Origin of the sequence: Corynebacterium hesseae (genome assembly GCF_037850265.1) — a bacterium.
GTDB classification, from domain to species: domain Bacteria; phylum Actinomycetota; class Actinomycetes; order Mycobacteriales; family Mycobacteriaceae; genus Corynebacterium; species Corynebacterium hesseae.
In genome coordinates this window covers 1,062,319-1,088,216 of record NZ_CP137211.1, presented here as the reverse complement: position 1 = coordinate 1,088,216, position 25,898 = coordinate 1,062,319, and the positions used below count along the sequence as shown (strand labels likewise).

Here is a 25,898-nt window from a genome sequence, read left to right as displayed (position 1 = left end):
CACGACACATCGTAAAGGAGACCAGATGGCCGAGCACCAAAACATGGTTCGCAAATGGCGTCGGTGGCTCGAGATGTCACAAGCTGACCTCGCTGAACGGGCGGGCGTTTCCCGTCAAACTATCGCCAATATCGAACGCGGCAACTACTCCCCCTCCGTCTACCTAGCGCTAGACATCTGCCGCGAACTAGGAAAAACCGTCGAAGAAGTCTTTGGAGATGAACAACATGATTAACGCCCTGGCCAACTACACCCTCAACGAGATCGAACGCGCCTCCCGCGATGAATTCGAGCGCGAAACCTTTTACAAAGCCTGCGCCGTCGCAGCGCCGCCTGTGCAGTTCTTGGAGCTCGTCATCGCTGCCATCCTTGCTTGGGTACTTCCCGGCCAGATGAGCATGTTGTGTTTCCTCGCCATAGTGCCGTCTGTCATCGGCAATGCCATCGGCACGGCGTGGCTGCGAAAACGCGTCGCTACCCCGCTTGTGGGTCGTAATTGGTCCGCCATGGCCGTTTACTTAATACCGGCAATCGCGATGTTCGCGGGAATCGCCTATAACGCCTATGCGCCTGCCGACGGCCACAATCCCACCGCTTATCTAGCCGGCACCGCAGTTGGCGCTATCGCCGTCCTCATCCTCGCCCCATTCATCCGCCGCCATCAGCACCGCCGCGACCAAGAGCGCCTCGACGCCGAGCTCGACGACTAGGCAGCTCTTCCCCGCCCACCTTCCTCCATCCCGCCCTTCGCGCTCACCGCGGACGGCGGGTTCCTCTATTTTGCAGGCGCCGGTGAGCGCCAAGGGAGAATAGGGCCACGCCGAACCAGGCGTCGAAGTGCATCTCACCCCGCCATCTCACCGGTCAAACCGCCAGCACGCCCCTTCGCACCCAACGGTAGCAGTAGCTACCGAATTTATTGGACGCCCGTGAGCGCGAAGGAGGCATTTCCACCAATTACCCCTAAGCGCTCACCAGGGCGATGGAGCGCTGCCTCGTCGTGTTTCCGGTGAGCGCGAAGGGAGCATCTGCTTGCCGACGCCCCCCTTCCCGCTCACCGCAGCATCGAAAAGACCCCACCGGCCGTCGCTGGTGAGCGCGAAGGGCAGGCGGGGAGAAGGGTCGATATTAAGCGGGTTCGGTCTCGTGGACCACGACCGGCGCCTTGGGCTTCGAGCGGAAGGTCCACAGCTTGTTGAAGATGAAGTTAATCGGCATCGCCACCACGATGGAGATGGCATTGGCCCAGTAGTACATCGTGCGGAAGCCGGTAGAGTCGTCGAAAATATGCGGCGGCAGCTGCAACGGCGAGGTCGGATTCATCAGCAAGTACTGCACAGCAAGAGTTACCAAATACGCGCCAATGCCCGTAATGAGGAACGGGAAGAAACCCCGCAACCACGAGACTTTGCTAACGGATTTAAAAGTCCACATGCGGTTGAGCTGGTAATTCCACGTATTCGCAACGAGGAAGGCGATGGTGGAAAAGAGCATGAACCAGCGCACGTGAAACTGGGTGCCGAAGAGGTTGAACATCGCGTCATGCGGCGTAGCGCCGAACCAGGACAATCCACACTTTGCGGCCAGGATTGAAACTGCAATATTGACCAACGCGCCTGAACCGCCAACCAGACCGAACTTAATGAACTGGCCAAAATTCGAGGCAAAGCGAGCAAAGCTCAGATCCGCCATGGACACGCCCTTCGTACAAAATGCTCAAATATGATGAATAAAACTTCGTTTGAGTTTAGTCCCTCATTCAGCACAAACTAAAACGCACGCCGCATTAGCGCCCAATCTCACAGCTGAAACTCCCGGTTGCGGCCGGTAACTGGATCGCTAAAACTCAAAGCGACATGGGAAAGCAGCAGCGGCGTGGAGAAATCATAAAGATCCAAGCCTCGATCCACGGGATAAGTATCATCCCCCACAATCGGATGTCCCAGGTGGTTAAGTACCACGCGGATCTGGTGGGTATGGCCGGTGAGCGGCCATACATCGGCAGTCGTTCCACTAGCACGCACGCGGGTCACCGTAGGCGTACCGGTGGAATCCACGAGGACCTGACGTTCACCACGCACGCGCCGCATCCCCAGCCGTACAGTGCCGTCGAAGGAGAAGGGCGCGGCCACCTGAGCCCGGTAGTGCTTCACCACCGCACGCTCCTGAAAGAGTTGCTGATACGCAGCGCGCGTGCGGGGATTGCGCGAGCACAGCACCAACCCCGAAGTCAACCGGTCCAGCCGCTGCAGCGGCACGATGGAGTCCTCATTAAAGTCCACGCGCAAGCGTGTCTGGAGCGTCTCGCGGACGATGCGACCATTCGACGTCGTGGGTAAGAAGTGCGGCTTGTCCGCGACTATCAGGTCCCCGTCCTCATATACCACCCGGTAATCAAAGGGAATGGGCTCTTCGGAAGGTACCGAGGGGTGATACCACGCCAGCGTAGGGCCAGGAAGTAGAGTGCCGGGCTCCAAGCGCGTGCCAGGAGAAAACGCGGAATCGCCCGCCTCACCTGCCCAATAGGTAGGAGTGGCGGGCACGATGCCAGTGAGCATCACTTTACGCGGGCTAATCCCCTCCCGCGCCGGCGGGCGAAAAGCCACTTACTCAGCCAAGCGCGCCACCGCCGCCGCGATGCGCTCGTCCGTACCGTTGAGGCCAATGCGCACGAACTGCTCGCCCGCTGGGCCATAGAAGTCACCCGGTGCAACGAGGATGCCGCGCTCGGCCAGCCAGTCGACGGTCTCGCGGCAGTTCTCACCGCGCGTTGCCCACAGGTAGAGCCCAGCCTCGGAGTGCTCGATCCTAAAACCAGCTCCGGTCAGCGCCCGCATGAGATCCACACGGCGCGCGGCGTAGCGTTGGCGCTGGAGGGCTTCGGAGGGGTCGTCGTCAAGCGCGGCAACCATCGCCGCCTGGATGGGGCCCGGAACAATGAGCCCCGCGTGCTTACGCAGCTCCAGCAGCTCGGCGATGAGCTTGGCATCGCCCGCAAAGAAACCGGCGCGATAGGAGGCCATGTTCGCGCTCTTGGACAGCGAATGCATGGCGATAAGCCCGGTATTGTCGCCATCGGTCACGCGCGGGTCCAAGATGGACACCGGCGGGTTCTCATCATCCCAGCCCAAGCCCATGTAGCACTCGTCCGAGGCCACGATGGCATTGTTCACGCGCGCCCAAGCGACGATTTCACGCAGCTTCTCGACGCCCAACACCCGGCCCGTCGGATTCGACGGCGAGTTAATGAACACGAGCGACGCATCTTGGAAGTCCTCGTCGGCGCGCAGGGGCTTAGCACCGGCCAAGAGGGCGCCGACCTCATAGGTGGGGTAAGCCACCGTTGGGAAGGCGACGGTCTCACCGCGCATACCCAACAAGGTGGGCAACCAGGCGATGGCTTCCTTGGTACCAATGACCGGCAGCACCGCGTCCACGTTCATGGTGTAGCGGCGCTCAAGTGCCTTCGCGATAGCCTCACGCAGCTCCGGAGTGCCCTGAGTCTGCGGATAGCCGGGAGCCTCGGCCGCTGCTGACAGCGCTAACTGCACGCCAGGGGCAACTGGATCAACGGGATTACCCACCGATAGATCAACGATCCCGTCCGGATGCGCCTGGGCTTTCTTCTTGGCACCGGCGAGCGAGTTCCACGGAAAATCCGGAAGCGTGCGTCCAAGCGGCGTGCGGCTCATGCTCTACTCCTGGTTCTGGGGCGGGAGCTTAGCGATCATCGGGACGTCAAAGTCCTGAGGTCCAAGTGCTGCCGCGCCACCCGGGGAGCCGAGATCATCAAAGAAGGCGGCATTGGCGTCGTTGTAGTCCAGCCACTCATCCGGGACGTCATCCTCGTAGAAGATGGCCTCCACCGGGCAAGCCGGCTCGCAGGCGCCGCAGTCCACGCACTCGTCTGGGTGGATGTAGAGCATGCGCTTGCCCTCGTAGATGCAGTCGACCGGGCACTCTTCAACGCAGCCGCGGTCCATCACGTCGACGCAGGGCTGCGCGATGGTGTAAGTCATAAGGTGTTTAAACTCCTGTGTGTCACGGGTTTTCTACGAATAACAGTATGCTACTCCGAGGCGAAAAATGGCCAAACGCTGCCCGCGATTCCCGCGGCGAACAGCAGCAGGCTGAGAATATTATTGGCCAGCAGGCTGCCATCCCCGATGGCGGCTCCCAGCATGAATGCGAGAAAACCACCCACCCAGGCCAGTCCTGGCACGCCTGCGATGTAGGGATTCTCACTCCACAGACGCGCTGTGCGGGTCAACACCCCGTTGAACCAGAAGGCGATGAGGATGGTGATGGGAAAGGCCATCCCGGACTCGCCGGGCCACGGCAGACGCGCGGTGAGATAAACCACCTCGAGGGTCAGCGAGCAGAGCGCTCCCAAGACCAGCCACACCAGGCCACCTATTTGCTCGCCGCGGGAGAAATCAGTGCGAATGGCGCGCTCGCTCACTTCTCCCCCAGCAATGAATCCTGTGGCTCTCCCTGGCCAAGCTGGTAGAACTCCTGGCGCAGCAGCGGCATCGTGAGCAGATTGGACAAGGCATAGGCGACGGGGACTTGGGCGGGGTCCTTAAGACCCGCCTGGGCGGCGTGGGGGTTGACGGTGGTGAGGGAGCCGTCGGCAAGCCAGATCTGCGTGGCGTGGGCCAGCATCGCGGCGCGCTTGGCAGCAAGTGCTGCGTCGCTGAACTCGTAGGTCACGTCGCAGCCGGCGTTGGTGAAGTTGTCCAGGTACGCCTTGTCCGGCAGGCTCCAGCCATCCGGAGGAATAATAGCGTCGAGACCCCGATAGTGCGCGGCACGCTCAAAGACGGCCCACCAAATGCGCTGTTCTGGTACGGCGGCCGTGTGCACGGCCTTGTGAACGGCGATGTGGTCTGGGTGACCGTAGCCGCCGTCCGGACCATAGGTCAGCACCGCGTGCGGACGCAGCCGTTCAAGGTGACCGCGCACCAGGTCTGCTGCTTCCTCCACACGGTTGACCAGGGCCCGCGGGTGATCATGGGCGGGGGAACCTTCCATCCCGGAATCGCGAAAATGCCCGAAGCCGCCCAGCTGGATTCCTTCAACGCCCAAGGCATCGAGCGCGTGCTTGAGCTCCCAAGCGCGGAACCCGCCCAGCTGATCTGTTTCTGCGAGGCCTTGGTAGGGCTCACCGATGATTTCGCCCTCCTCCCCCAGCGTCGCGGTAATCACGGTGACCTCCGCACCGCGCGCGGACAAGTCCGCCAACGTGCCGCCTGTAAAGAGCACCTCATCATCCGGGTGCGCGTGAACGGCCACGACACGGTAGCCGGTAAGATCCTTATTCATCGTCTTTCCTCCACTGCGGTGCACTAATCAGACCGGAGTCCCAGTCCTTGATGCTTTGTCCGGGGCCAACAATACCCTTGCCCAAAGCGTGGATTCGCACCTCATTAAGCAACGGGACGAAGAGAACTTCTTCTTTGTTAAGGTGCTCCACCTGCTCTTGAGCCGCTGCGGAATCGAGCTTTCCCGACAAAATATCGGTAGCAGTCTTCGCGGACTCTTCAGGGCAGAACCCCGACTGCGTTGCCGCAGGCCGCGTGGGCGTTGCGCACACGAAGTAGTTAGCCAGACTCAGCGCATCGCTGCCGTTTTCGTCCCACGCCACCACGGCATCTACCTTGCCAGCCGGGAGCAAGTCAGAAGTAATGGTGGTCGGGCGTTCGGTGACGAGCTCCGCGTCGATGGCCTTGGCTTGCAACACGTCCACGATGGTGGTGGCTGCAGCCAGGGCAGTTGGATTGAGGGGATCCGCGGCGATGCGCACGGGTTTGCGGCCCGCACGCTCGCGCAGCGGGGCAAGTTCTGCGTTGCTATCGAAGGGATTCTCCCCCGGTTCGAGCTCCGCAGCGCGGCCGGTGGCAAGCCGGGCCAGCTGGTCGGTGTTGAGCAGTGAAGCCAAAGCGCGGCGTTGCGGCTGCTCCTCGAGAGCGCCCTCGGCGGCCGACATCTCCAGGCGGAGCTGGCGCTGCCGGGTCACCACACCGGTATTGACGTTGCTGAGCAGGCTCAAATTCTCCAGGGTGGTCTGCTGCGGAGTGAAGTCAGCAAACCCGATCTGGTGCGAGCGCAGCATGTTCACCGCCTGTGCGGTATCGCGCACAGCGCGCAATTGGATCACGTCGATATGTGCGGGATCCTCTCCCCAGAACCGGTCATTGCGGTTAAGCGTGATAATCCCTCGCCCGCGGTCCATCCCTTCTACGAGGTAACGTCCAGCAGAGGCTGGGATACCCTCAGCTAAGGCCGAGGTGAAGTCCTTGTCCTCCAGCACATGGGAGGGCAATAGGTGGGCAAAGAGCTTGTGCCAGTCCTCCACGCGGTGGTCGAAGTCCACGGTGACCACTCGCCCATTACCGGAAGTCCGCACGGCCGAAATTGCCCGGTAACCGGACACGTTTTTAGCGCCCGGAGTGCGCGTGATCTGGGACCACAAGTAATTGAAGTCAGAGCCACTGATCGGCGTCCCATCGGACCATTGCGCTGGCGCGGCGATGGTATAGCGCACCCGCATGGCAATACTGCCCGGAGCATCGATTTCCTCGGCGGATTCGAGGACATCCGTGTCCATCTGGTCCCCGTGGAAGGCCGAGGGCAGCACTAGCTCAGCGATTTGGTTGACCAGTTCCGAATTATTCGCCACGAGGTGCGGGTTGAGCCCGCCGCGCAGCGGGTCCACCCCAATGGCCACGGTGCTGCGCTTCGGCAGCGCGTCTTCCTTGGGTGCTGCCTCCGGCGGCGGCGTGGTGGTGCTTGAGTTCGTGGGCGTGACGCTGCGATCCTCCTCGTCCACCACCGGCGGCGGGCCGGGGTTGGCTTGGCATGCAGTCAGCACAGCGGCTGCCAGAATGACTCCGAGCCGGGGCAGGAAACGGTCCACTCCACACAACCTTTACGTCCGGAAAACTCTTCCGCGCTATTTTAATACCCCGGGGCAGACGTTCCTAGCGGTGGGCGCCGCTTGGCGACGCCCCGCAGCAGCCTACTTGTTGAGCTGCTTAGCGCGTGCGGCCGCGCGCTTGCGGTCGGTGGCAGACAGTTCAACCTTGCGCACGCGCAGGACCTTCGGGCCCACCTCGACGCACTCATCGGCGCCACAGAACTCCAGTGCCTCGTCGAGGGACAGGGTCTTGGCCTTAGCCAGCGTGACAGTGGCGTCGGCGGTGGCGGAGCGCATGTTGGTCAGCTTCTTTTCCTTGGTGATGTTGATGTCCATATCCTCATCACGGTTGTTGGCGCCGACGACCATGCCCTCATAGGCCTCCATGCCCGGCTCCACGAAGAAGTCACCGCGGTCCGCCAGCTGCTGCAGAGCATAAGCGGTGATCTGGCCGGAACGGTCGGCCACGAGCGAGCCGGTCGGGCGAGCCTTGATGTCTCCGGCCCACACGTCGAGACCATCGGAGATGGAGTTAGCGATACCGGAACCGCGGGTCTCCGTCAGGAACTGGGTGCGGAAGCCGATTAGGCCGCGCGCTGGGACGCGGAAGACCATGCGCACCCAGTCGCCCTCGCGGACATCCATTGACTGCATCTGGCCCTTGCGGGAGGCCAGCAGCTGGGTGATGGCGCCCTGGAACTCGGATGGGGAATCGATGGTGAGCATCTCATACGGCTCCATCGTCTTGCCATCGATGACCTGGGTCACCACCTGCGGCTTGCCGACGGTCAGCTCGAAGCCCTCGCGGCGCATGTTCTCAATGAGCACGGACAGTGCCATCTCGCCGCGGCCCTGAACCTCCCAAGCATCGGGACGCTCGGTCGGCAGCACCTTGATGGAGACGTTACCGATGAGCTCCTGGTCCAAGCGGGCCTTGACCATACGGGCAGTGAGCTTGTCTCCGCCGCCCTGGCCTGCCATCGGGGAGGTGTTCACGCCGATGGTCATGGAGATAGCCGGTTCGTCGACCTTAATGCGCGGCAGCGGCTTCGGGTCCTCGACGTCGGCGATGGTGTCACCGATCATGATGTCGGAGATACCGGAGATGGCCACGATGTCGCCGGCGATGGCCTCGGTGTCCGGCTGACGCTCGAAGCCGACGGTGCGCAGCAGCTCGGCCACCTTGACCTGCTTGACGTGCATCTCGCCCTCGTCGTCGTAGTGCATCCAGGCCACCTGCTGGCCCTTCTTGATGGTGCCGGAGTAGATGCGCAGCAGTGCGATACGACCCAGGAAGTCGTCGGAGTCCAGGTTGGTCACGTGGGCCTGCAGCGGGGCGTCGACCTTGGCGGAGGGCTCAGGGAGGACCTCGTAGATGACGTCGAAAAGCGCCTGCAGGTCGTCGGCGTTAGGAACGTTGCCGTCACCCGGGTTTTCGGTCGAGGCCTTGCCCTCGCGGCCGGAAGCGTAGAGAACCGGCAGGTCCAAGAGTTCCTCGGCGGCAGCGGCTGCTTCCTCATCTTCGAGGCCGGCAGCGATTTCCAGCAGAAGATCCTGCGCTTCGGTGACGACCTCGTCGATACGGGCGTCGGGGCGGTCGGTCTTATTCACGCAGATGATGACCGGCAGCTTGGCTTCCAGTGCCTTGGTGAGCACGAAGCGGGTCTGCGGGAGGGGGCCTTCGGAGGCGTCGACAAGCAGCACGACGCCGTCCACCATGGAGATGCCGCGCTCGACCTCGCCGCCGAAGTCGGCGTGGCCCGGGGTGTCGATGACGTTGATGATGAGGTCCCCGCCGTCCTTGCCCAGGCCCTTGCGGTGAATGGCGGTGTTTTTCGCCAGAATGGTGATGCCGCGCTCGCGCTCCTGATCATTGGAGTCCATGACGCGGTCCGAGTGTTCGCCATGGTCGCCGAAAGCGCCGGACTGCTCCAGCATTCCGTTGACGAGGGTGGTTTTACCGTGGTCAACGTGTGCGACGATGGCTACGTTACGGAACTCAGTATTACTCACGTGTGGGGTGCTCCTTTAAAGCAAGATGCGTTAGCGGTATGAACGGCCCTTAAATATACTCTCTAGCTCTTTCATGTGCAGCATCGTGCGTATCGCGCGCTTTAGCGCGCGATGTAACGAAACGATATCAACAGCCGACATACCGCACAGTAGGTCTCTATTTAGAGTTGACTACGCCAAAAAAGTGAATATCGTGGCAGCAGATACTATTGTGACGCATGTGATTTAGTTTCCTGCCGCCACGTCCCCTACCCAAACACAAGGATTTTCCATGGCCCTTTCCGAACAGCGCTCTTCCCGCTCCGCCCGCCGCGGCGTCGCTGGACTAACTGCTGCCGTGATGATGGGCTTCCTCAGCATCACGCCAGCACATGCCGGCGCCCCCGATCTCTCCTCGCTGGTGAACATTCCACAGAGCAGTAGCCCGCTGGACAGCCTCGGCCGCCCCACCCCGGAGACACAAGAGCGTGTTCGCGCTTTCGCGGCACAGCCATGGATTCCACAGGAGGCCCGCAGCGCCATCCTCACCGCCCTTAACTTCTCCGCCGGTGACGGCGGCGAAGGCGGTGTGGCCATGCCGGAGGGAAACAACCCCGGCTTCCGCCAGTTTTACTGGCCTACGGTCTCCGCGCAGTGCATCGGCGGGCAGGGCGATTCGGTGGGCTCCGCCATCGCCGTGCCTGGCCCGACCGATATGCCGGCCCCAGGCGCAGGCGAAGGCGAAACCGTCTTCCTCTTCACCGCTCTGGGCACCCCCACCGCCGCTGAGCAGCAGGGTGCCATGAGCGTCCAGTGGTTCAACCTGGATACCTTCCAGTTCGGCACCACTCCCCTGTTCAATAACGGCATCAACGCCGATGGGCCGACCACGGTCTCGGGTCGCGCAGCAACCGGCAAGGGAACCGTCGTGGCGGTCCTCTCCGGCGCGGTCAACACTGCTGAATCCTCGTGTTCTTTCCCACCTACCGCGGCTTACCTCGAGGTGAACTAATGAGCACTGACCTGCACCCAGTCAAGCAAGAAACCTTTAATACCACCGACAACATCAACGTCGACCCGAAAGGTTTTCAGCGCGAGGTAGACACCTACCGTGTCACCGACTTTGGCCTTTACATGGCCCGCGGCGCCAACCACCCGCGCTTCGGCTACCTTGAATCCTGGTTGCTGCCGGAGCTGGGCCTGCGCGCCAATATCTTCCACTTCCGCGAGGGCGTGGATGTCCACCAAGATTTCTACATTGACGTCGCTGATATCGACGTCGACGGTGATGTGTGGACTACCCGCGATCTTTATGTCGACTTGGTCTCCACCTCCGGCGAGCCGGTTGATGTGCTCGACATCGACGAGCTAGCCGCCGCCACCTCCAACGGCCTCATCAGCGCCGAGGAGGCCGAGCGCGCCATGGAGCGCACGCTTACCGCCGTCGAGGGCATCACGCGCTACGGCGATGACGCCATGAGCTGGCTGCGCACGCTGGGCATGGACCTTACTTGGGCAGAGAATGTGGAGCTCGTTCCTGCCGAGTAGCCTAGGGTAAACACTTACCCCTACACCACAAGGATGTGAGCCATGGCCGGTGGCCTTTTTGCCCTGCTTGATGACGTCGCCCTGATCGCCCGCTCCGCTGCCTCCAGCGTCGACGACGTAGCAGCATTGGCCGGAAGGACCTCGGTGAAAGCAGCGGGAGTCGTCGTCGATGACGCCGCTGTCACGCCCCAATACGTCCAAGGCGTCAAACCGCAGCGTGAGCTGCCGATGATTTGGCGAATTACCAAGGGCTCGCTCATCAACAAGCTCGTCATCATCCTGCCTATTGCCCTGATCCTGTCCTGGATCGCTCCTTGGGCGCTCACCCCTATCCTCATGTGCGGCGGCACATACCTGTGCTTCGAAGGCGCGGAAAAGATTTTCCATGCTGTCCTCCACCGCGGCGAGGAGGAGGAGCAGACCGTAGAAGAAAAGGGCCCCGACGCCGAAGATTCCCTGGTCAAATCCGCGATCACCACGGACCTCATCCTCTCCGCCGAAATCATGGTGATCTCCCTCAACGAGGTCATCGACCAGCCCTTCTGGCTGCGCCTCGGCGCCTTGGTTGCCGTCGGCATTCTCTTGACCTTAGGTGTTTATGGCGCCGTCGGACTTCTGGTGAAGATGGACGATATCGGCCTCGCCCTGCTCAAGCGCCACGATGGCGATTCGGCCGTGGGTACCGCCCTGGTCAAGGGCATGCCCATCGTGCTCAACATCATCGGCATCATTGGCACCGCCGCCATGCTGTGGGTCGGCGGCCACATCGTGGTCAAGGGCTTGAGCGAGTTCGGTGCTGAGCAGCCCTATGGCTTCATCCATCACGTGACCGAGAGCATCAACAACGGCGCGCTCGCCTGGTTGGCGGACACCGGCTTGTCCATGTTGTGCGGCTTTATTCTCGGCTCCGTTATCGTCACCATCATCATGGCGGTCAAGGCCACCGCGGAGCGCGTTAAATAAACATCGCGAGGGACACTGCCATGACCGCCATACCAGCGATGAGGCCGTAGATGGCGCAATGGTGTTCGCCGGTCTCCTCCGCCGTGGGCAAAAGCTCATCCAGGGAGATGAACACCATGATTCCTGCGATGACGGCAAAGCTTATGCCAAACGTCATCGGGCCAATGAACGGCATGAGAAGAGCGAATCCGATAATGGCGCCGACAGGCTCAGCGAGCCCAGAAATCGTGGCCCACCAAAATGCCTTCGTGCGCGATCCCATCGCACTGCGCAAGGGGACGGCAACCGCAATACCTTCCGGAATGTTGTGGATGGCGATGGCCACGGCAACGGGGATCGCAATCTCGGGGGCTTCGAGGCCCGAGAGAAATGTGGCGAAGCCCTCGGGAAAGTTGTGGATGGCCAGCGCGAAGGCGGTGAACATGCCGGTCTTCATCAGCCTCTTGCGGCGTGCTTCTTCCTCTGTCGTGGCCGGCTCGTGCGGGTTAATCTCCTCGGGAACGAGGCGGTCGATAATGGCAATGACCGCAATGCCGGCGAAGAACGCCGCCATCATCGTCCACGTGGCAGTGGCCTCTCCCCCAAGGGTGCTTTCCAGCTTCTCTAAGGACTGCGGCAGGATCTCCATAAAGGAGACGTAGAGCATCACGCCCGCAGACAACCCCAGGGCGGCGGCCATAAACTTCGGCCCGGGCTCGCGCTTGCCGACGGCCAGGGCGGCACCGATGGACGTCGACAAGCCAGACAACAGCACGAGGCTGAAAGCAAAGGCGATGGTGGCTAGATCCATAGTGGGAAACTATAGCCTGTCTGTGCTGTCCTCTGGCGGTAGCGCAAGTGACTCGCCGTCCTTGACTGTCGGGTCGTCGTCGGTGTACTCGCCGGTCTCATAGTCATAGCCCACGGCGTGTCCGTCTTCATCCGTGCGCGCATACCACTCGGTGACTTCAACCGCGGTGGAATCAAAGTCTGCACCAGTGGCATAGGCGGAATCATCCGTTGTGGGCTCAATGGCCAACGCAAAGTTATCGCCGTGGTCTCGCACGCCGTGGATGATGGCATTGGACACTGCTTGTTCTTCATAGAACGTACGGATCGCGGCGGGGTCGTGACGCAACTCCCGAATCAACGCGATACACATGAGCACAATGATGACCGCGAAAGGCAATGCAGTCACGGTGATGAGGTTCTGGAGGCCTTGCAGCGCATTACGGCCGCCCGCGAGAAGAATCACTACGGCGATTCCCGCCATACACATGACCCAGAAGATGGTGACCCCGGGCTTCGGCTTAGGGTTGCCGCGTTGCGTGAGCTGTGAATTCACGATGGACGCGGAATCCGCCGTGGTGATGAAGAAGACGATGAGCATGACGAGCACGAGCGGCGCCATGATCTGCGACCCCGGCAGGTGATCCAGAACGGTGAAGAAGATATCTTCTGCAGGCGGCATGGAATCAATCGTCCCATCGGGAGCAATATCTCCGTCGCGACGCTGCAGCCAGATTGTCGTTCCGCCCAGGATGGTGAAAGCACACACGATGATGGCGGAAGGAATAAGCAAGACGCCCACAATGTACTGGCGGATGGTACGCCCGCGCGAGATCTTGGCCACGAACACGCCAACGAAGGGCGCCCAGGACACCCACCAGGCCCAGTAGAACGTGGTCCACGAGGACAGGAACGACACCATCTCTTCGCCTTGTCCCATGTTGGCGGAGAGCATGCTCGGCATCTCATCGAGGTACTCAATGATGACGGCGGGCAGCATGTTGGCCAGGAAGGCGGTGGGCCCCACGACAAAGAAGAAGACCGCGAGCCCGAGCGCCAAGACAAGGTTGATGTTGGATAGCCAGCGGATTCCTTTCGATACACCCGAGACCGCGGAGAAGATCGTGCCGATGGACAGCACTATGATGATGACCAGCGCCGCCGTGTTGCCCGTGGTTGACCAGCCGCTGACGATTTCCACGCCGCGACCGATCTGCAAAGCTCCAATACCGAGCGTTGCCGCGGTGCCAAAAAGTGTGGCGATGATTGCTAGCCCGTCGATGATGCGCGCGGGCATGGAGTCCGTCTCGCGGTTGCCAAAAAGCGGCATGAGGATAGAGCTCATCAACGGCACTCGCCCGCGGCGGTAGGACACGTAGGCCACGCACAGCCCGACGATGGCATAGATTGCCCACGCATTGATTCCCCAGTGCATCGCTGCTTGAGCCATCGCACCCATGACGGCTTCATCGCTGGCGGCCTCATAAGCGCCGGGCCGGGGTGACAGGTAGTAGCTCAGCGGCTCAAAGGGGCCGAAGAAGATAATTCCGATGCCGATGCCGGCTCCAAAGAGCATCGCTGCCCAGCTCACAGTAGAGAACTCCGGCTTCTCTCCATCCACGCCCAAGGGAATTTTTCCGTATTTGGAAAAAGCGAGGATGAGGAGCAAGAACATAAGGAATGTTGCCAGCGTGGTAAAGATCCATCCCAGGTTGCGCATGACCCAATCCAAGGCCGCGGAGGAGGCAGTGAAAACCTGCTCGGGCGCGATGACACCCCAGGCAACGAATGCCACAATGAGTCCGCCCACGACGATCAAAATGGGTTTGTCCACCCCATACTTCACCTTTTGGTCTTCGATGGACACGCCCGGAACCAAGGCCGGATGGATGTTGTGCGGATAGATAATATCTTTAAGAATCCGCTTAGCCTCGCGCGTACGCTTCTTGCTCTGATCGGTATTGTTCACCGAACTACGAGAATCAGCCGTGATGGGTCTTCACTCCTTATTCGATATGTTGTTGTTTAAGTCTTCTATCGACCGTATCGGAGATCCGGCTCCTGCGTAAGCTTGAGACAAGTCCGTCGATTCCCATCTGACCCACGAGGTGACTGCCGCAACTATGGCGCTGTATCCGCTAGCTCCTTCTTATTTTGGTGTCGAGCACGTCGCGGTTCTTGAGCACGTGAACTTCTCCACCGCGTTGAGCATCCCTGGGTTGGCGCAGGAGCCTGCGCTCGTCGACGTTTCCTTGCTCCCCGACCCCACCACCGGGGGCTGGCGCGTACATTCAGATTTCGGATTCTTGGGTTCACTCGATGGTGCGGAGTCCGCAGAGTATCCCGCCCTAAATCGACTGCGCACGGCGGCGATGAACCCGGCGACGCATGCCACCGTCGACATTGTCGACGGCGAGGTGGAGATCGCCCTCGCTTTGGGGCTCGACCCGTGGATGGTTCCCGCCAACAACCAGCCTGCGGGTACCGCGCTGCTCAGTGGCGGGCAGGGCGCTCTTGTTCGCGTCGCGGAAGGCGAGCTCACCGCATATCAGCTCCGCACGATGGGTACGGAACAGTTCTTCGTGACGCTCGTGCTTCTCGACGACACCGTCCTCGCCACCCACAACAACCTCGTCCTCGGACCGTGCGCGGAGCTCTCCGATGCCCCAGCGTTGGCCGCCGCGTTCGCGGCCGCCACACAAACCAGTGCCTCCCTTGCCGCCCGTGCTTATGCTGGCGCGGGCCGCATCGCAGTGGACTTTCCAATAGACCCCGAAGCGCTCTTCGCCCCCGCAGTCCCGCCGTTGCCGATCGACCCGAACAAGCCTGCCATCCCGCCAGTGCTCAACCCCAATGCCGATTGGGAGTTCACTGCCCCGGCCGATCCCCTTACCTCACCGCTGCCGGCCGGTCCACGCGCCTTCACGTCCCCCAAAGACACCTTTTAACTGGCACCTTATGCGCTTAACCTAATACACTGAACTGGGGTTTCCCCGAAAACCGGCCCCAAATGGTGCCTTTACTTTGGTTCCTTTGCCCCTGCCGCGCGCACGAATCGCTTTCCGTCGACTAGGCGCGTCGCACCCGTAGCGTCGAGGTGCTCCAGCACCGGGATGGCAACCCGGCGCGTCGTTCCAAGTGCCTTGCGCGCCTCCGAGAGGGTGAAGGGCTGTTCCAACTGTGAGACCACGGCGAGTGCCTCGCGCGGAGCTGAAGGCAGAAGCACCACACCGTCAGCCAGCCGGAGCAGGCGCCCAGCGCGTTCAACAGCGGCCAGCTCTTTCGGTCCCAGGCCCAACTCTTTGAGGTCTTCCGCTTCCGGGGCAGCAAAGGGGTCTTCACGCAGTTGCTGCTCGAGTTCCGCCACTCCCCTCTCCGCGGGGCCAAGGTCGACTGTCTGCCCGGGCATACGCAGTACGCCATCAACTGTCTCGAGCTTGGCAGCTGCTACCGCTAGGCCTAACAAGGCCGGCTCGGTCAGTCCCAGTGCATCCATGGCCGCTGCCTTCGTCAGCCCCGGGGAGAGCGGATTCGCCTTGGCGTGGGCTTCCACAGTCTGAATCAAAGACCTTTTCCACGCAGTGACCTGGCTGGCGGCGATCCACCAGTCGCGGAACTCAATGACTCCCGCTGGCTTCTCTGTCACCGAAAAGCCATCGCGCACAAGACCATGCAGCTCCGCGTAGCCACAGCGCTTGAGCCATTGGGCCGGGTTCGTTGCTTCTAAAGTTTCTAGCTCAACAGCGCGCTTCTTGGCATCGCCGCGCCTATTCAATTCAGCTGGGTGTACATCCACCACCTCAAAACCGGCCACGACGTGCCGCCCGCCCGGACTGCGCACCACAAACTTATCGAGCAAAGTAAGCGGTAGCGGGCTTTCCAGAGTTAACCGCGCGAACTCACCTCCTAAAGGCCGCAGCCGCGCGCCCACTCCCGCGGTGCCGATGTGCACCACGAGGTTCTGCGGAAGCTCGCTCATGTCGGTACCGAACGTTCGCCGCACATCCACGGTGTCGAGCACACGCCAGCACCCAAGGCTAAGCAAAGCATCTCCGCGATGAACCTGGTCCGCGGCCACCCCGCGCAGGTTGAGCGCCACGCGCGTGACGGGTGCAGCGCTGTCCACCGCCTTGTTCTCACTGTGCACCCCACGCACCGTGACGCGTTGCCCACTGAGCTCAAGGTCATCGCCTACCGAAACCGTCCCGGCCGCCAGCGTTCCCGTCACTACGGTTCCAGCGCCTTTCACGCTGAAGGCGCGATCCACCCACAACCGCACGCGCGCCTGCGGATCCGGCGCAGGCATAGCAGCAAGCACGCTATCCAATTCGGCACGCAGCTTCTCCACGCCTTCGCCGGTCTTTGCGGAAACGTAGACAATGGGGGCGTCGGCAAGCGCTGTTCCAGCCAGTTCTGCTTTGACCTGCGCGGCTACCTCTGCCCGGCGGGCAGTATCAGCCCTATCAGCACGAGTCAGCGCCACCACGCCGTGCTCAATTCCCAAAGCGCGCAGAGCATCGCGGTGATCGGTGGACTGCGCCTGCCAGCCTTCATCGGCCGCCACCACAAAGAGAACCACCGATGCCGGCCCCACCCCGGCCAGCATGTTGCCCAAGAACTTCTCGTGCCCCGGCACATCGACAAATGCGACGTCCGCGCCCGAGCCCAGCCTCGTCCACACAAATCCTAAATCGATGGTCAATCCGCGCCGCTTTTCTTCCTCCCAGCGGTCCGGTTCCATCCCCGTCAGCGCCTTGACCAGGCTCGACTTGCCGTGATCCACGTGCCCCGCAGTGGCCACTACATACACCTAGATCACCGCCCGCAATGCCGCGATGAGCTCGACATCCTGTGCCTCCGGCACGCAGCGCACATCCACCAGGCAGCGCCCCTGATTCACGCGCGCCACCACAGGAGGCTGCCCCAACCGCAACGGCCGCGCCAACTCCTCTGGCAACGCCACGGCCCACCCCGGTAGCGGCACCTCTGGAGCCCCACCACCGCCGACGCGTCCGGCGTGTTCGACGACCTCACCGCCAACTGCCGCTGCCACCTTCTCCGTGCGCTCGCGGTGGCGTTGCGGATCAATGTGGAGCGCGTCCTGCACGGCGTTGGAGGGCGTGGACAGAGAGGCCTCAAGCGCGTTGAGCCGTAGCTTATCGATGCGCACCGCCCGCGCCAACGGATGTTTCTTGCACGCAGCAATCGCTTCCTTTGTACCGACGAGCATCCCGGCTTGCGGGCCGCCGAGCAGCTTATCCCCCGAAAAGAGAACAACATCGGCGCCATCGCGAAGAGCCTCGCTGGCGGAGGGTTCTGCCGGCAGCGCGTCATCTGGCCTAAGCAACCCCGAACCGATATCCACGATGAGCGGCAAGTCGGTGAGCGCACGAAGCTCAGCAACCGATACCGACGAGGTAAACCCACTGATCAGGAAGTTGGAGGGATGCACCTTCAAGATGGCTCCCGTGCCCTCCCCCATCGCCCGCTCATAGTCCGCCAGGTGGGTACGGTTCGTCGCGCCGACCTCCCGCAAGCGGGTGGCCGTGGACTCGATGAGCTCGGGCAAGCGAAAGCCCGCGCCAATTTCAATGAGTTCGCCCCGGGAAATGATGACCTCTTTACCGGGGGCCAAGGCGGCGGTCGCCAGCAACAGCGCAGACGCGCCATTGTTGACCACCAGCGCATCTTCCGCGCCGGGGCAGGCGGCCAGGACAGTCTCGACCGCGCCGCGTCCCCTATCCCGTGAGCGCTGACCGCTGTCTAAGTCCATCTCGACGTTCGTATAGCCGGCCGCCGCCGCAAGCGCGTCCACCGCGGCTGGTGGCAAAGGGGCACGGCCCAGATTCGTATGAATGATCACACCCGTGGCATTGATGACGCGGCGCAAGGAATAGGGCTGTGCGCTTTCGAGTCTGTCGGCCAGCTCCTGCTGAATGTCGGAGGGGGCGAGGGAGCCGGAGCGGGCGTCGGCAAGCACGGCGTCGATGATTGCCCGGACCTTGTGAGCTGCACTGCGCTCCCGCGCAGTGCGCACTGCCGGGTACTGGAGGATCTCATCCATCTTCGGGATAAAGCGGCGGGGGTCTGTCGTCATGGGTCCTCCTAGCAGCACGGATGGCGGAGACGGACAGGAATCGAACCTGCCAGACCGAGATGCTCGGCCTCACCGGTTTTGAAGACCGGGGCGCCCACCAGGACACGTACGCCTCCGTCTGCTCACCATACACGCGGCTAGAATAACCCCCATGTCTGACATCACACTTACCTCCTTTGCCGCCGGTGGCGGCTGCGCCTGCAAGATCCCCCCGGGAGAGCTCGAATCCGCCGTCGCGGGCCTCGTGGGCACCGCGGACCCCAACGTGCTGGTCGGGCTTGACGACGGCGACGATGCCGCCGCCGTGCGCATCCCAAACGGCCTCGCGGTCATCTCCACCGCGGACTTCTTCACCCCGATGATCAACGACCCCTATGACTGGGGCCGGGTGGCGGCAGCCAATGCGCTTTCCGACGTCTACGCCATGGGCGGCACTCCCATCACCGCCATCAACCTCGTGGGCTGGCCGCGCGAGAAGCTCGGTCTTGATGTATTGCGCGAAGTCCTGCGCGGTGGCATGGATGTGGCCAGCGAGGCGGGGATATCCATTACTGGTGGACACTCCATCACTGCCCCGGAGCCCACGTATGGTTTGGCTGCCACGGGCATCGTCCACCCCGACAAGATTATGCGCAACGACGCCGCCGAGGCGGGCCTGCCCATCACGCTGACCAAACCAATCGGTGTGGGCATCCTCAATAACAAGCACAAGGCCACCGGTGAAGTCTCCCAGGCCGCGGTGGATTCCATGACCACGCTCAACCGCGACGCTGCCGCGGCCGCCGTAGCCGCGGGCGTGCGCGCGGCCACGGACGTCACTGGCTTCGGGCTTCTGGGCCACCTCTACAAGATGTGCCGCGCCTCCGGTATTGGTGCGGAGCTGGATTTTTCCGCTGTTCCTGCGGTGGACGGCGCCATGGAGGCCCTGTCGGAGGGCTTCATCCCGGGCGGCTCGCGCCGCAACCTGGATTGGGTCCGCCCCCACCTCGACTCAGACTTGAGCGAAGAGGACTTGATCTTCCTCGCCGATGCCCAAACCTCGGGTGGCCTGCTGGTCATCGGCGAGGTTCCTGGCTATCCGGTCATTGGGCGCACCGTGACGGGTGAGGCGCGCATTACTATCCGCTAGTCACCGTCGAGTGCGTGAGGCCTTCTGTCTGGCGGCGGGCCTCAGCACGGCGCTTCTGCGGGCCGATGCTTGTCGACGGATCTTTCACCGCCTCCAACCCCGCATTGAGCACGCCGAAACGAGTGCAGGCAGAACCCGCCAGAAGCGCCAGGCCGGAGACCACCGACACCGCGCGCGACTTTGTGACCGACGCGATTGCGGTTCCCACCCCGCCCGCGGCAATGAGCGCCTCGGAGGCCTTCATGAGTTTCCCGGGTGTGCCTTCGTGCAGCGGGCGCAGAGGCTCTGGCTCCATGTTCGCTTCCATGACACGGGTCGCGGCCAGATCGGTCGCCGCGGCAGTGATACCGAGTACTCGTGCCGCGCCAGCATTCTCCACCGGGGTAAAGACCATGGCGGCACCCGACGCCGCAGCCGAAGCCGAGGACACGAACACATAAGGCAGATGCTTCTTCGCGTCATTCCACGTCGGGTTTGACGTGTTGGCCAACAGCACCGCCGTGTAGCCCGCCAGCGGGCCACCAAGCACGCCGGCGACAGCGCCTGCTGGACCCGCCGCCGTATCGAGGAGGCGGCGAAGCGACTTCGGTAGCACACCGCCGACCAGTGCGTCCGCTTCCACGACCGCCGGCAGGGCCGCGGCGGAAGCGAAGCTGCCCAGGATCCACGAGCCGATGGACATCGGCGAGGTCACCTTGAAGACGCGGAACATGTTGAGCAGGCGCTCTGGGCGGCCGAGGTCGAGCACCAAAAAGACCGACCCTACCGATGCCGCGGAGAAAGCCGTCATCCGCGTCGAGCGCTTCAGCGGTGCGTTCCCAGTGGCCTGGGCACCGGCGGCCAACATCGCAGAACCGCCGGCCACGCCGCCGAGGAAGAGATAGCCGCCGATGGGCCACTCCCACGGCGGGGCCTTGACTACGGGCTTGCCGTAATACGAGGAGAACTCGAAGTCCTCCGCCATGCGCTCTTCTTTGGAACCATCCTGTGCGCCGGCTCCGACGCGGCCGCGCTTGCGTTTCTTGCCGCTGCCTCGCCTGCGCCTAGGCTCCTGCGGCGGGCGGTACTCATCAAACTCGCTCACTTGCGGCCTCCCAACATGAATGCCCCGGCCACGGCCAGCGCCATTCCTCCGATAGCTTTCGCTGCGGTCTTGTACATCTGCGGCAAATCCGCCGTGGGAACGCGTGGATCCGGCGGCAGCCCGTAGACCTCTGGGGAATCGAGCAACAGGAAAATAGAACCCGTTCCACCGACCCCATCCTGGGAATTGGCGCCGTAGAGACGAGCCTCCGTCAGCCCCTGCTCGTGCAGGACGCGCACACGCTCCTTCGCGGCAGCGAGCATCTCCTCGTAAGGGCCGAACTGGATGGAATCCGTCGGGCACGTCTTGGCGCACGCGGGCTGCTCGCCGATCTTGAGTCGGTCATAACACATGGTGCACTTCTGGGCCACGCCCAAGTTCTTGATCGGCATCGCCTGCCCCGGCATGTGGTCAGGTCCCTGGGGTTTCAGCTGCTTCAGCTTGGCCAGAACGTTGACGCCCGCATGATCCGGGACCTCATAATCCACGGTGGCGGTCTTGTCTGCCTTGAGCGTCACGCCGCCGTCATCGCGGCGCTCAATGACGCCGAAGGGACACCCGGCCACGCACGTACCGCAGCCATTGCACACATCATCCTGCACCACGACGGTGCCGAACTCAGAGCGAAAGAGCGCGCCCGTCGGGCACACGTCCAAGCATCCAGCATTGGTGCAGTGCTTGCACACGTCGGAGGACATGAGCCAGCGAAAATCATCGGTATCTGGGGTGACGCTCGGTGCGGACACCGTGGGCAGGCCCAGCGAGACAAGTTTGCGCCCGTCCTCGCGTGCCTGCTCAATACGCTCGTTGTTTTGCTCGATGAAAGCCACGTGGCGCCACGTATTCGCGCCTAGCCCACCGGTGTTGTCATAGGAATTACCGGTGACCGCATAACCCTCCACCGGGTTGCGATTCCATTCCTTGCACGCCACCTCGCAGGCCTTGCAGCCGATACATACCGAGGTATCGGTAAAGAACGCCATTCGCTGATAGGTCTCATAGCCGTGTCGATCGGCCTTTTCGGTCAAGAAATTCGCCATGAGTCCTCCTTAGCTTTCTTTGCCTTCGTAGTCCGCTTCGTTGCCAGCTGTGGAATCATCACCAGTGTTTTCTGCAGAAGCAGTGTTCTCTTCCGTGCTGAAAGCGTCTGAGACATCGAGGATCCGGTTACCCGAATCTACAGTGAGGTGCGCCCGCTCTTGGTATTCGCGCAACAGCTTGACGCGTGCTTCGCCACGCGGACGGCGGCCCGGCTGGATATCGCATGCCCCCACCTTGGAGTTCTGGATGAACACGTTCGGCTCTAGGGTCAGGCCCAACAAGTCGTTGGCGCCATCGCCGGCCACCTCGGTGGTCTCCGATTCTCCGTAGTGATACGGCAAGCCGATCTGGTGGAAGTCCTCACCATTGATGGTGAGCATCTCCATGCGGTCCGTCACCAAAACCTGAGCCTCGATGACGCCGCGCGGGGACACGATGGTGGCCCACTCGCCGTTGACCAATCCACGCTTGGCGGCCAGTTCCTTGTCCACCTCGCAGAAGAGCCCCGGCTGCAACTCCGCCAAGTAAGGCAGGCGGCGTGACATCGCGCCCGAGGTGTACATCTCCGTCAGACGGTAGGTGGAGAAGACAAACGGGAACACGTCCTCGCCCCGCTCCCCTGGCTCGGGGCGGGAAAGGTTGTCCGCGCGTTTGATAGTCAGGCGCGTCGGTGACTGCTGCTGCTTGTACAGCGCGTTGTGCACCGGTGATTCTTGCGGCTCGTAGTGAGTCGGCAGCGGTCCGTCGGACAGCCCCTTCGGCGCGAACAGCCAACCCAAGCCATCCGGCTGCATAATGAAGGGATCATCACCGTCCAGGGCGTCGGGGCCGACGGCGTCGACAGGCGCGACGTAGTCCGGGCGCTTGGTCACCGGGAAGTCCGGGACATCATCGCCGACCCACTTGCCCTGGTCCTCGTCCCACCAAATGTACTTCTTGCGCTCCGACCACGGAGTGCCATCCGGCTTGGCGGAGGCGCGGTTATACAGAATGCGGCGGTTGGCCGGCCAGACCCAACCCCAGTCGAGTGCTACTTCATTCTGCTCCGAACCCGGAACCTTCTTCGCGGCATGGTTGATACCGTCCTTGTACACGCCGGTGTAGATCCAGCAGCCGCCGGAGGTGGAACCGTCGGCCCGCATCTCCGTAAAGGCCGGCAAAAGCTGGCCCTTCTTAGGCCCATCAAGGTAGTAGCCGTTGATCTCACGCAGAATCTCATCCGAGCTTGGATCGCCGTGCTCATCCTCGGTGTAGTCCCAGGTGACAGACTTGATCGGCAGATCGCGCGGATCAGTTGAATCCGCGAGGCGCGCCCGAATCTTCTTGCCCAGCTGGTAGAAGAACCAGGCCTCACTGCGGGCCTGGCCCGGCGGCGGAGTCGCCTGGAAGCGCCACTGCACCATGCGCTGAGTCTGGGTAAAGGTTCCGGACTTCTCCACGTGCGTTGCCGCCGGCATGAGGAAGACCTCGGTGGCAATCTCCTCGGTCTTGAGCTCGCCGTTCTTGACTTCCGGCGAATCCTTCCAGAAACTTGCCGTTTCAATCTCCTGGAAATCGCGGACAACCAGCCACTTCAGCGAGGCGAGCCCGCGGCGCTGCATGCCGCCGTTGGACTGCGCCACCGCCGGGTTCTGGCCAAAAACAAAGTAGCCTTCCACCTCCTTGCGCAGCATGGCCAACAAGGTCTCATACGTCGAGTGCGCACCGGACAGGCGCGGCATGAGGTCAAAACCCCAGTTATTTTCCTTGGTTGCGGCGTCGCCCCAGTAGGACTTCATGAGCGAGACCGCGTAGTTCTCACCCAGCTGCCAGAAACCCTTCTGGTCTTCCTGCCGGAAGGAATCCAGGTAATCTTCCCAGGTCTCCTGATCCGCGTGCGGCATGGGCAGGTAGCCCGGCAGCGAGTTAAAGAGGGTCGGAATATCGGTCGATCCCTGAATCGAGGCGTGCCCGCGCAAAGCCATGATCCCCGAGCCAGGTCGGCCCACGTTGCCCATGAGCAGCTGCAGGATCGCCGCGGTACGGATGAACTGTGCACCCAGGGTGTGCTGGGTAAAGCCCAGCGCGTAGGCGAAGCACGTAGTGCGCTCCGGGGTGGAGTTCTGCGCAATCGAGTCCGCCAAGTAGTAGAAGTCCTCCGGCGAAATGCCACAGGTCTCTTCCACCATCTCCGGGGTGTAGCGCGAGTAGTGGCGCTTGAGAATCTGGAAGACCGTATTCGGATCCTCCAGCGTCATGTCCTTCTCCACGTTCCACGAGGAGCCCTCAGGCTTTCGCACGTACTGCCACGAGTCCGTGACGTACTTGCCCTTCTCTGCGTCGTACCCGGAGAACAAGCCCTCCAAATCCTCGGTGTCCTGGAAATCCGGCGAGATGATCGACGCCGCGTTCGTGTAATTCACCACGTAATCGTGGAAATACAGGTCATTATCCAGCACGTACTTGATAATCGCGCCGAGCAACACCACGTCCGTGCCTCCGCGAATGCCGATGTGACGGTTCGCAAAGGCAGACGTACGTGTGTAGCGCGGATCCACGTGGATAATGCGCGCACCACGCTTCTTGGCTTCCACGACCCATTGGAATCCCACGGGGTGGCATTCCGCCATATTAGAACCCTCGATGACGATGCAGTCCGCATTCGCCATATCCTGCAGCGGTTGGGTTGCGCCGCCGCGGCCAAACGACGTTCCTAGACTAGGAACAGTGGCGGAGTGTCATATACGCGCCTGGTTTTCCACCTGAATGGCGCCGGTGGCGGTAAACAGCTTCTTGATAAGGTAGTTCTCCTCATTATCCAGCGTCGCACCACCCAGGCCCGCAATGCCCATGGTGCGGTTGAGACGACGCCCATGCTTATCGACGTCCTCCCAGTGCCTCGCGCGCGCCTCCACGAAACGGTCCGCGATCATATCCATCGCGGTTTCTTCGTCGAGCTCCTGCCACTCGGTGGCATAGGGAGCTCGGTACTTGATCGTGGTGATGCGTGTCGAGGAATTAATAAGCTGCTCAGAAGCAGAGCCCTTGGGACACAGGCGGCCGCGGGAAATCGGGGAATCTGGGTCGCCCTCGATTTGGATGACGCGGTCATCCTTGACATAAACGCGCTGAGAACAACCCACTGCGCAGTAAGGGCAGACCGACTGGACGACGCGGTCCGCGTCAACGGTGCGTCCGCGCAGGTCTTCACTCTTAGCCGACTGCGTGGACACGTCGCGGCCGAAGGCATCCTTGTTCCGGATTTGGCGCACAACGGGCCAATTCAGTGGGCTAAAACGTGACATGCTTTAAACCTACTGGCTTGGCCTTGCGTTTTCCACCCTGTTCAAGACCAAAAAATACTGAGCAAACCCAAAACGCGAAAAGCTGGAGCTTTGCAGCTCCAGCCTCTTAGCCCTTAACCGAGATTACCTGCGGGTCTCGGTGATGCCGTCGGTATCGATCTGCTCCTTGCGCAGATCCTCGGTGTGGGTCTCGGTGTCCTTGATGGTCTCCTTGGAAAGGTTAACCTTCTCCACCGGGACGGTCTTCTTCTCTACATTCACGCGCTCTTCGTGCAGGGTAACGGAGGCTTCCTCCGCGCCGTTATCACTGATGGTGCCGGTGTAGTTGGCAGCGTCAGCCTCGGAAATCGGGGTGCGCTCGACGCGAACCTCTTCGCGTTCGACCGGAACCTCGACGGTCTCGGTATCGGTCACAACGTACTTGCGCAGGCGCGCCTCACCGGTGGCCACACGCTCCTTGTTGACGTCCAGGCGCTCTTCAGAGCGGATAACCTCACCCTCGTTGTTGGTGACGCTATTGTCGGCGGCAGCGGCGCGCTCGGTCTCCTCCTTCGCATGGGCACCTGCTCCAGCACCAGCGCCCGCAACGCCAGCGCCAGCTGCACCCGCACCGGCAACACCGGCACGCTCATCACGCTCGTCACGGTAGGTGGTTACGTCCTGTGCGTTCTCGAGGTTGTAGTGCTTGAAGATGTCCGCCTGCGCCTCAGGAGTCAGCGGCTTATCGGAGTCAAAGTCCGGCGCGTTCTCGATGCGGTCCTTGGAGAAGGCCAGCTTGAGCTCATCACCGGTGAAATCGTGACCGCGGAGCGGAACCAAGCTGGAGCTCATACCGAACAGACCATGGTTGACCTCAACGAAAGTTGGCTGACCGGACTGCTCGTCGACGAATACTTCCTTGACGGAGCCCAGCTTCTCGCCGGCCTTATCGTATGCGGTTGCGTTAAACAGATCCTTGATGTTCTTACCCATTGTTTCTCTAAACCTTTCTACATTTGGTCTATATTGAGATGGCAAACCATAGCTTTAACTTCTACCCCCATAAGTCAAAGGAAATTGGGGGACGATTTGCT

Annotated in this window: 23 protein-coding genes and 1 tRNA gene; 7 read left to right on the top strand and 17 right to left on the bottom strand. The window is 61.9% G+C overall.

Going from position 1 to position 25,898, the window contains the following annotated elements:
• Nucleotides 1-25: 25 nt before the first annotated feature.
• A complete protein-coding gene (locus R3O64_RS05135; protein ID WP_070524916.1) occupies nt 26-235 on the top strand; it encodes a helix-turn-helix transcriptional regulator in 210 nt (69 codons plus the stop codon).
• Complete coding sequence (locus R3O64_RS05130) at nt 219-710, top strand: transcriptional regulator (protein WP_283175837.1); 492 nt, start codon at nt 219-221, stop codon at nt 708-710. The genes R3O64_RS05135 and R3O64_RS05130 overlap by 17 nt, the downstream gene beginning before the upstream one ends.
• Nucleotides 711-1,128: 418 nt before the next feature.
• Here the strand turns inward: R3O64_RS05130 and R3O64_RS05125 are convergent, their stop codons facing one another.
• The 8 genes from R3O64_RS05125 to typA form a co-directional block, all read right to left on the bottom strand.
• A complete protein-coding gene (locus R3O64_RS05125; protein ID WP_070562861.1) occupies nt 1,129-1,692 on the bottom strand; it encodes a GtrA family protein in 564 nt (187 codons plus the stop codon).
• 107 nt (nt 1,693-1,799) lie between these two features.
• On the bottom strand, nt 1,800-2,606 hold the full coding sequence (locus R3O64_RS05120) for a pseudouridine synthase (RefSeq protein WP_143335618.1): 807 nt from the start codon (nt 2,604-2,606) through the stop codon (nt 1,800-1,802).
• Nucleotides 2,607-3,692 carry a succinyldiaminopimelate transaminase gene (gene dapC, locus R3O64_RS05115; RefSeq protein ID WP_070562115.1) on the bottom strand — a complete coding sequence of 362 codons (1,086 nt, stop codon included), beginning with the start codon at nt 3,690-3,692 and terminating at the stop codon, nt 2,607-2,609.
• 3 nt (nt 3,693-3,695) lie between these two features.
• Complete coding sequence (gene fdxA, locus R3O64_RS05110; RefSeq protein WP_070524905.1) at nt 3,696-4,019, bottom strand: ferredoxin; 324 nt, start codon at nt 4,017-4,019, stop codon at nt 3,696-3,698.
• Nucleotides 4,020-4,069: 50 nt separating this feature from the next.
• A complete protein-coding gene (locus R3O64_RS05105) occupies nt 4,070-4,462 on the bottom strand; it encodes a hypothetical protein (RefSeq protein WP_070530376.1) in 393 nt (130 codons plus the stop codon).
• Complete coding sequence (locus tag R3O64_RS05100; RefSeq protein ID WP_339017428.1) at nt 4,459-5,325, bottom strand: PIG-L family deacetylase; 867 nt, start codon at nt 5,323-5,325, stop codon at nt 4,459-4,461. The genes R3O64_RS05105 and R3O64_RS05100 overlap by 4 nt, the downstream gene beginning before the upstream one ends.
• A complete protein-coding gene (locus R3O64_RS05095) occupies nt 5,318-6,919 on the bottom strand; it encodes an ABC transporter family substrate-binding protein (RefSeq protein ID WP_339017427.1) in 1,602 nt (533 codons plus the stop codon). The genes R3O64_RS05100 and R3O64_RS05095 overlap by 8 nt, the downstream gene beginning before the upstream one ends.
• A 102-nt stretch (nt 6,920-7,021) precedes the next feature.
• Nucleotides 7,022-8,932, bottom strand: coding sequence for a translational GTPase TypA (gene typA / locus R3O64_RS05090; protein WP_144014909.1), 1,911 nt, complete (start codon nt 8,930-8,932; stop codon nt 7,022-7,024).
• Between the two features lie 271 nt (nt 8,933-9,203).
• Here typA and R3O64_RS05085 point away from each other — a divergent pair, with 271 nt between their 5' ends.
• From R3O64_RS05085 to R3O64_RS05075, 3 genes are read left to right on the top strand one after another with little or no spacing between them, the layout of a single operon-like run.
• Nucleotides 9,204-9,923, top strand: coding sequence for a hypothetical protein (locus R3O64_RS05085; RefSeq protein ID WP_193629044.1), 720 nt, complete (start codon nt 9,204-9,206; stop codon nt 9,921-9,923).
• Nucleotides 9,923-10,459, top strand: a complete 537-nt coding sequence (locus R3O64_RS05080; RefSeq protein ID WP_101736275.1) for a DUF402 domain-containing protein — start codon at nt 9,923-9,925, stop codon at nt 10,457-10,459. Before R3O64_RS05085 ends, R3O64_RS05080 begins: the two co-directional genes overlap by 1 nt.
• A 42-nt stretch (nt 10,460-10,501) precedes the next feature.
• Nucleotides 10,502-11,422, top strand: coding sequence for a DUF808 domain-containing protein (locus R3O64_RS05075; RefSeq protein WP_339017426.1), 921 nt, complete (start codon nt 10,502-10,504; stop codon nt 11,420-11,422).
• Here the strand turns inward: R3O64_RS05075 and zupT are convergent.
• Both zupT and R3O64_RS05065 read right to left on the bottom strand, forming a co-directional pair.
• Nucleotides 11,415-12,212, bottom strand: a complete 798-nt coding sequence (gene zupT, locus R3O64_RS05070) for a zinc transporter ZupT (RefSeq protein ID WP_070624775.1) — start codon at nt 12,210-12,212, stop codon at nt 11,415-11,417. The genes R3O64_RS05075 and zupT overlap by 8 nt on opposite strands.
• A 9-nt stretch (nt 12,213-12,221) precedes the next feature.
• Nucleotides 12,222-14,159: a BCCT family transporter gene (locus R3O64_RS05065; RefSeq protein WP_339017425.1), complete on the bottom strand. Its 1,938-nt coding sequence runs from the start codon at nt 14,157-14,159 to the stop codon at nt 12,222-12,224.
• A 154-nt stretch (nt 14,160-14,313) separates the two neighbouring features.
• Between R3O64_RS05065 and R3O64_RS05060 the strand changes: the two genes are divergently transcribed.
• Nucleotides 14,314-15,138, top strand: a complete 825-nt coding sequence (locus tag R3O64_RS05060) for a hypothetical protein (RefSeq protein ID WP_339017424.1) — start codon at nt 14,314-14,316, stop codon at nt 15,136-15,138.
• A gap of 71 nt (nt 15,139-15,209) precedes the next feature.
• Here the strand turns inward: R3O64_RS05060 and selB are convergent, their stop codons facing one another.
• From selB to R3O64_RS05045, 3 genes are all read right to left on the bottom strand, one after another.
• A complete protein-coding gene (gene selB, locus R3O64_RS05055; RefSeq protein ID WP_339017423.1) occupies nt 15,210-17,000 on the bottom strand; it encodes a selenocysteine-specific translation elongation factor in 1,791 nt (596 codons plus the stop codon).
• Complete coding sequence (gene selA, locus R3O64_RS05050) at nt 17,001-18,287, bottom strand: L-seryl-tRNA(Sec) selenium transferase (RefSeq protein WP_339017422.1); 1,287 nt, start codon at nt 18,285-18,287, stop codon at nt 17,001-17,003.
• 21 nt (nt 18,288-18,308) lie between these two features.
• Nucleotides 18,309-18,403: transfer RNA gene (locus tag R3O64_RS05045), tRNA-Sec, on the bottom strand.
• A 35-nt stretch (nt 18,404-18,438) separates the two neighbouring features.
• Between R3O64_RS05045 and selD the strand changes: the two genes are divergently transcribed.
• Complete coding sequence (gene selD / locus R3O64_RS05040) at nt 18,439-19,416, top strand: selenide, water dikinase SelD (RefSeq protein WP_070516789.1); 978 nt, start codon at nt 18,439-18,441, stop codon at nt 19,414-19,416.
• Here the strand turns inward: selD and nrfD are convergent.
• The 4 genes from nrfD to R3O64_RS05020 form a co-directional block, all read right to left on the bottom strand.
• Nucleotides 19,406-20,500, bottom strand: coding sequence for an NrfD/PsrC family molybdoenzyme membrane anchor subunit (nrfD, locus tag R3O64_RS05035; protein WP_339017421.1), 1,095 nt, complete (start codon nt 20,498-20,500; stop codon nt 19,406-19,408). The genes selD and nrfD overlap by 11 nt on opposite strands.
• Entirely contained in the window at nt 20,497-21,540 is a 1,044-nt protein-coding gene (locus tag R3O64_RS05030) for a 4Fe-4S dicluster domain-containing protein (protein ID WP_339017420.1), read from the bottom strand. Before R3O64_RS05030 ends, nrfD begins: the two co-directional genes overlap by 4 nt.
• 9 nt (nt 21,541-21,549) lie before the next feature.
• Complete coding sequence (gene fdnG / locus R3O64_RS05025; protein ID WP_232745308.1) at nt 21,550-24,825, bottom strand: formate dehydrogenase-N subunit alpha; 3,276 nt, start codon at nt 24,823-24,825, stop codon at nt 21,550-21,552.
• Nucleotides 24,826-24,948: 123 nt separating this feature from the next.
• The gene (locus tag R3O64_RS05020) at nt 24,949-25,797 is read right to left on the bottom strand and encodes a PRC and DUF2382 domain-containing protein (protein WP_339017419.1); all 849 of its coding nucleotides are present in this window, start codon (nt 25,795-25,797) and stop codon (nt 24,949-24,951) included.
• Between the last annotated feature and the right edge of the window lie 101 nt (nt 25,798-25,898).

Coding starts and splice junctions, on each gene's coding strand:
- R3O64_RS05135 (WP_070524916.1), top strand. CDS start 26: ATGGCCGAGCACCAAAACATGGTTCGCAAATGGCGTCGGTGGCTCGAG.
- R3O64_RS05130 (WP_283175837.1), top strand. CDS start 219: ATGAACAACATGATTAACGCCCTGGCCAACTACACCCTCAACGAGATC.
- R3O64_RS05125 (WP_070562861.1), bottom strand. CDS start 1,692: ATGGCGGATCTGAGCTTTGCTCGCTTTGCCTCGAATTTTGGCCAGTTC.
- dapC (WP_070562115.1), bottom strand. CDS start 3,692: ATGAGCCGCACGCCGCTTGGACGCACGCTTCCGGATTTTCCGTGGAAC.
- fdxA (WP_070524905.1), bottom strand. CDS start 4,019: ATGACTTACACCATCGCGCAGCCCTGCGTCGACGTGATGGACCGCGGC.
- R3O64_RS05100 (WP_339017428.1), bottom strand. CDS start 5,325: ATGAATAAGGATCTTACCGGCTACCGTGTCGTGGCCGTTCACGCGCAC.
- R3O64_RS05085 (WP_193629044.1), top strand. CDS start 9,204: ATGGCCCTTTCCGAACAGCGCTCTTCCCGCTCCGCCCGCCGCGGCGTC.
- R3O64_RS05080 (WP_101736275.1), top strand. CDS start 9,923: ATGAGCACTGACCTGCACCCAGTCAAGCAAGAAACCTTTAATACCACC.
- R3O64_RS05075 (WP_339017426.1), top strand. CDS start 10,502: ATGGCCGGTGGCCTTTTTGCCCTGCTTGATGACGTCGCCCTGATCGCC.
- zupT (WP_070624775.1), bottom strand. CDS start 12,212: ATGGATCTAGCCACCATCGCCTTTGCTTTCAGCCTCGTGCTGTTGTCT.
- R3O64_RS05060 (WP_339017424.1), top strand. CDS start 14,314: ATGGCGCTGTATCCGCTAGCTCCTTCTTATTTTGGTGTCGAGCACGTC.
- selA (WP_339017422.1), bottom strand. CDS start 18,287: ATGACGACAGACCCCCGCCGCTTTATCCCGAAGATGGATGAGATCCTC.
- selD (WP_070516789.1), top strand. CDS start 18,439: ATGTCTGACATCACACTTACCTCCTTTGCCGCCGGTGGCGGCTGCGCC.
- R3O64_RS05030 (WP_339017420.1), bottom strand. CDS start 21,540: ATGGCGAATTTCTTGACCGAAAAGGCCGATCGACACGGCTATGAGACC.
- R3O64_RS05020 (WP_339017419.1), bottom strand. CDS start 25,797: ATGGGTAAGAACATCAAGGATCTGTTTAACGCAACCGCATACGATAAG.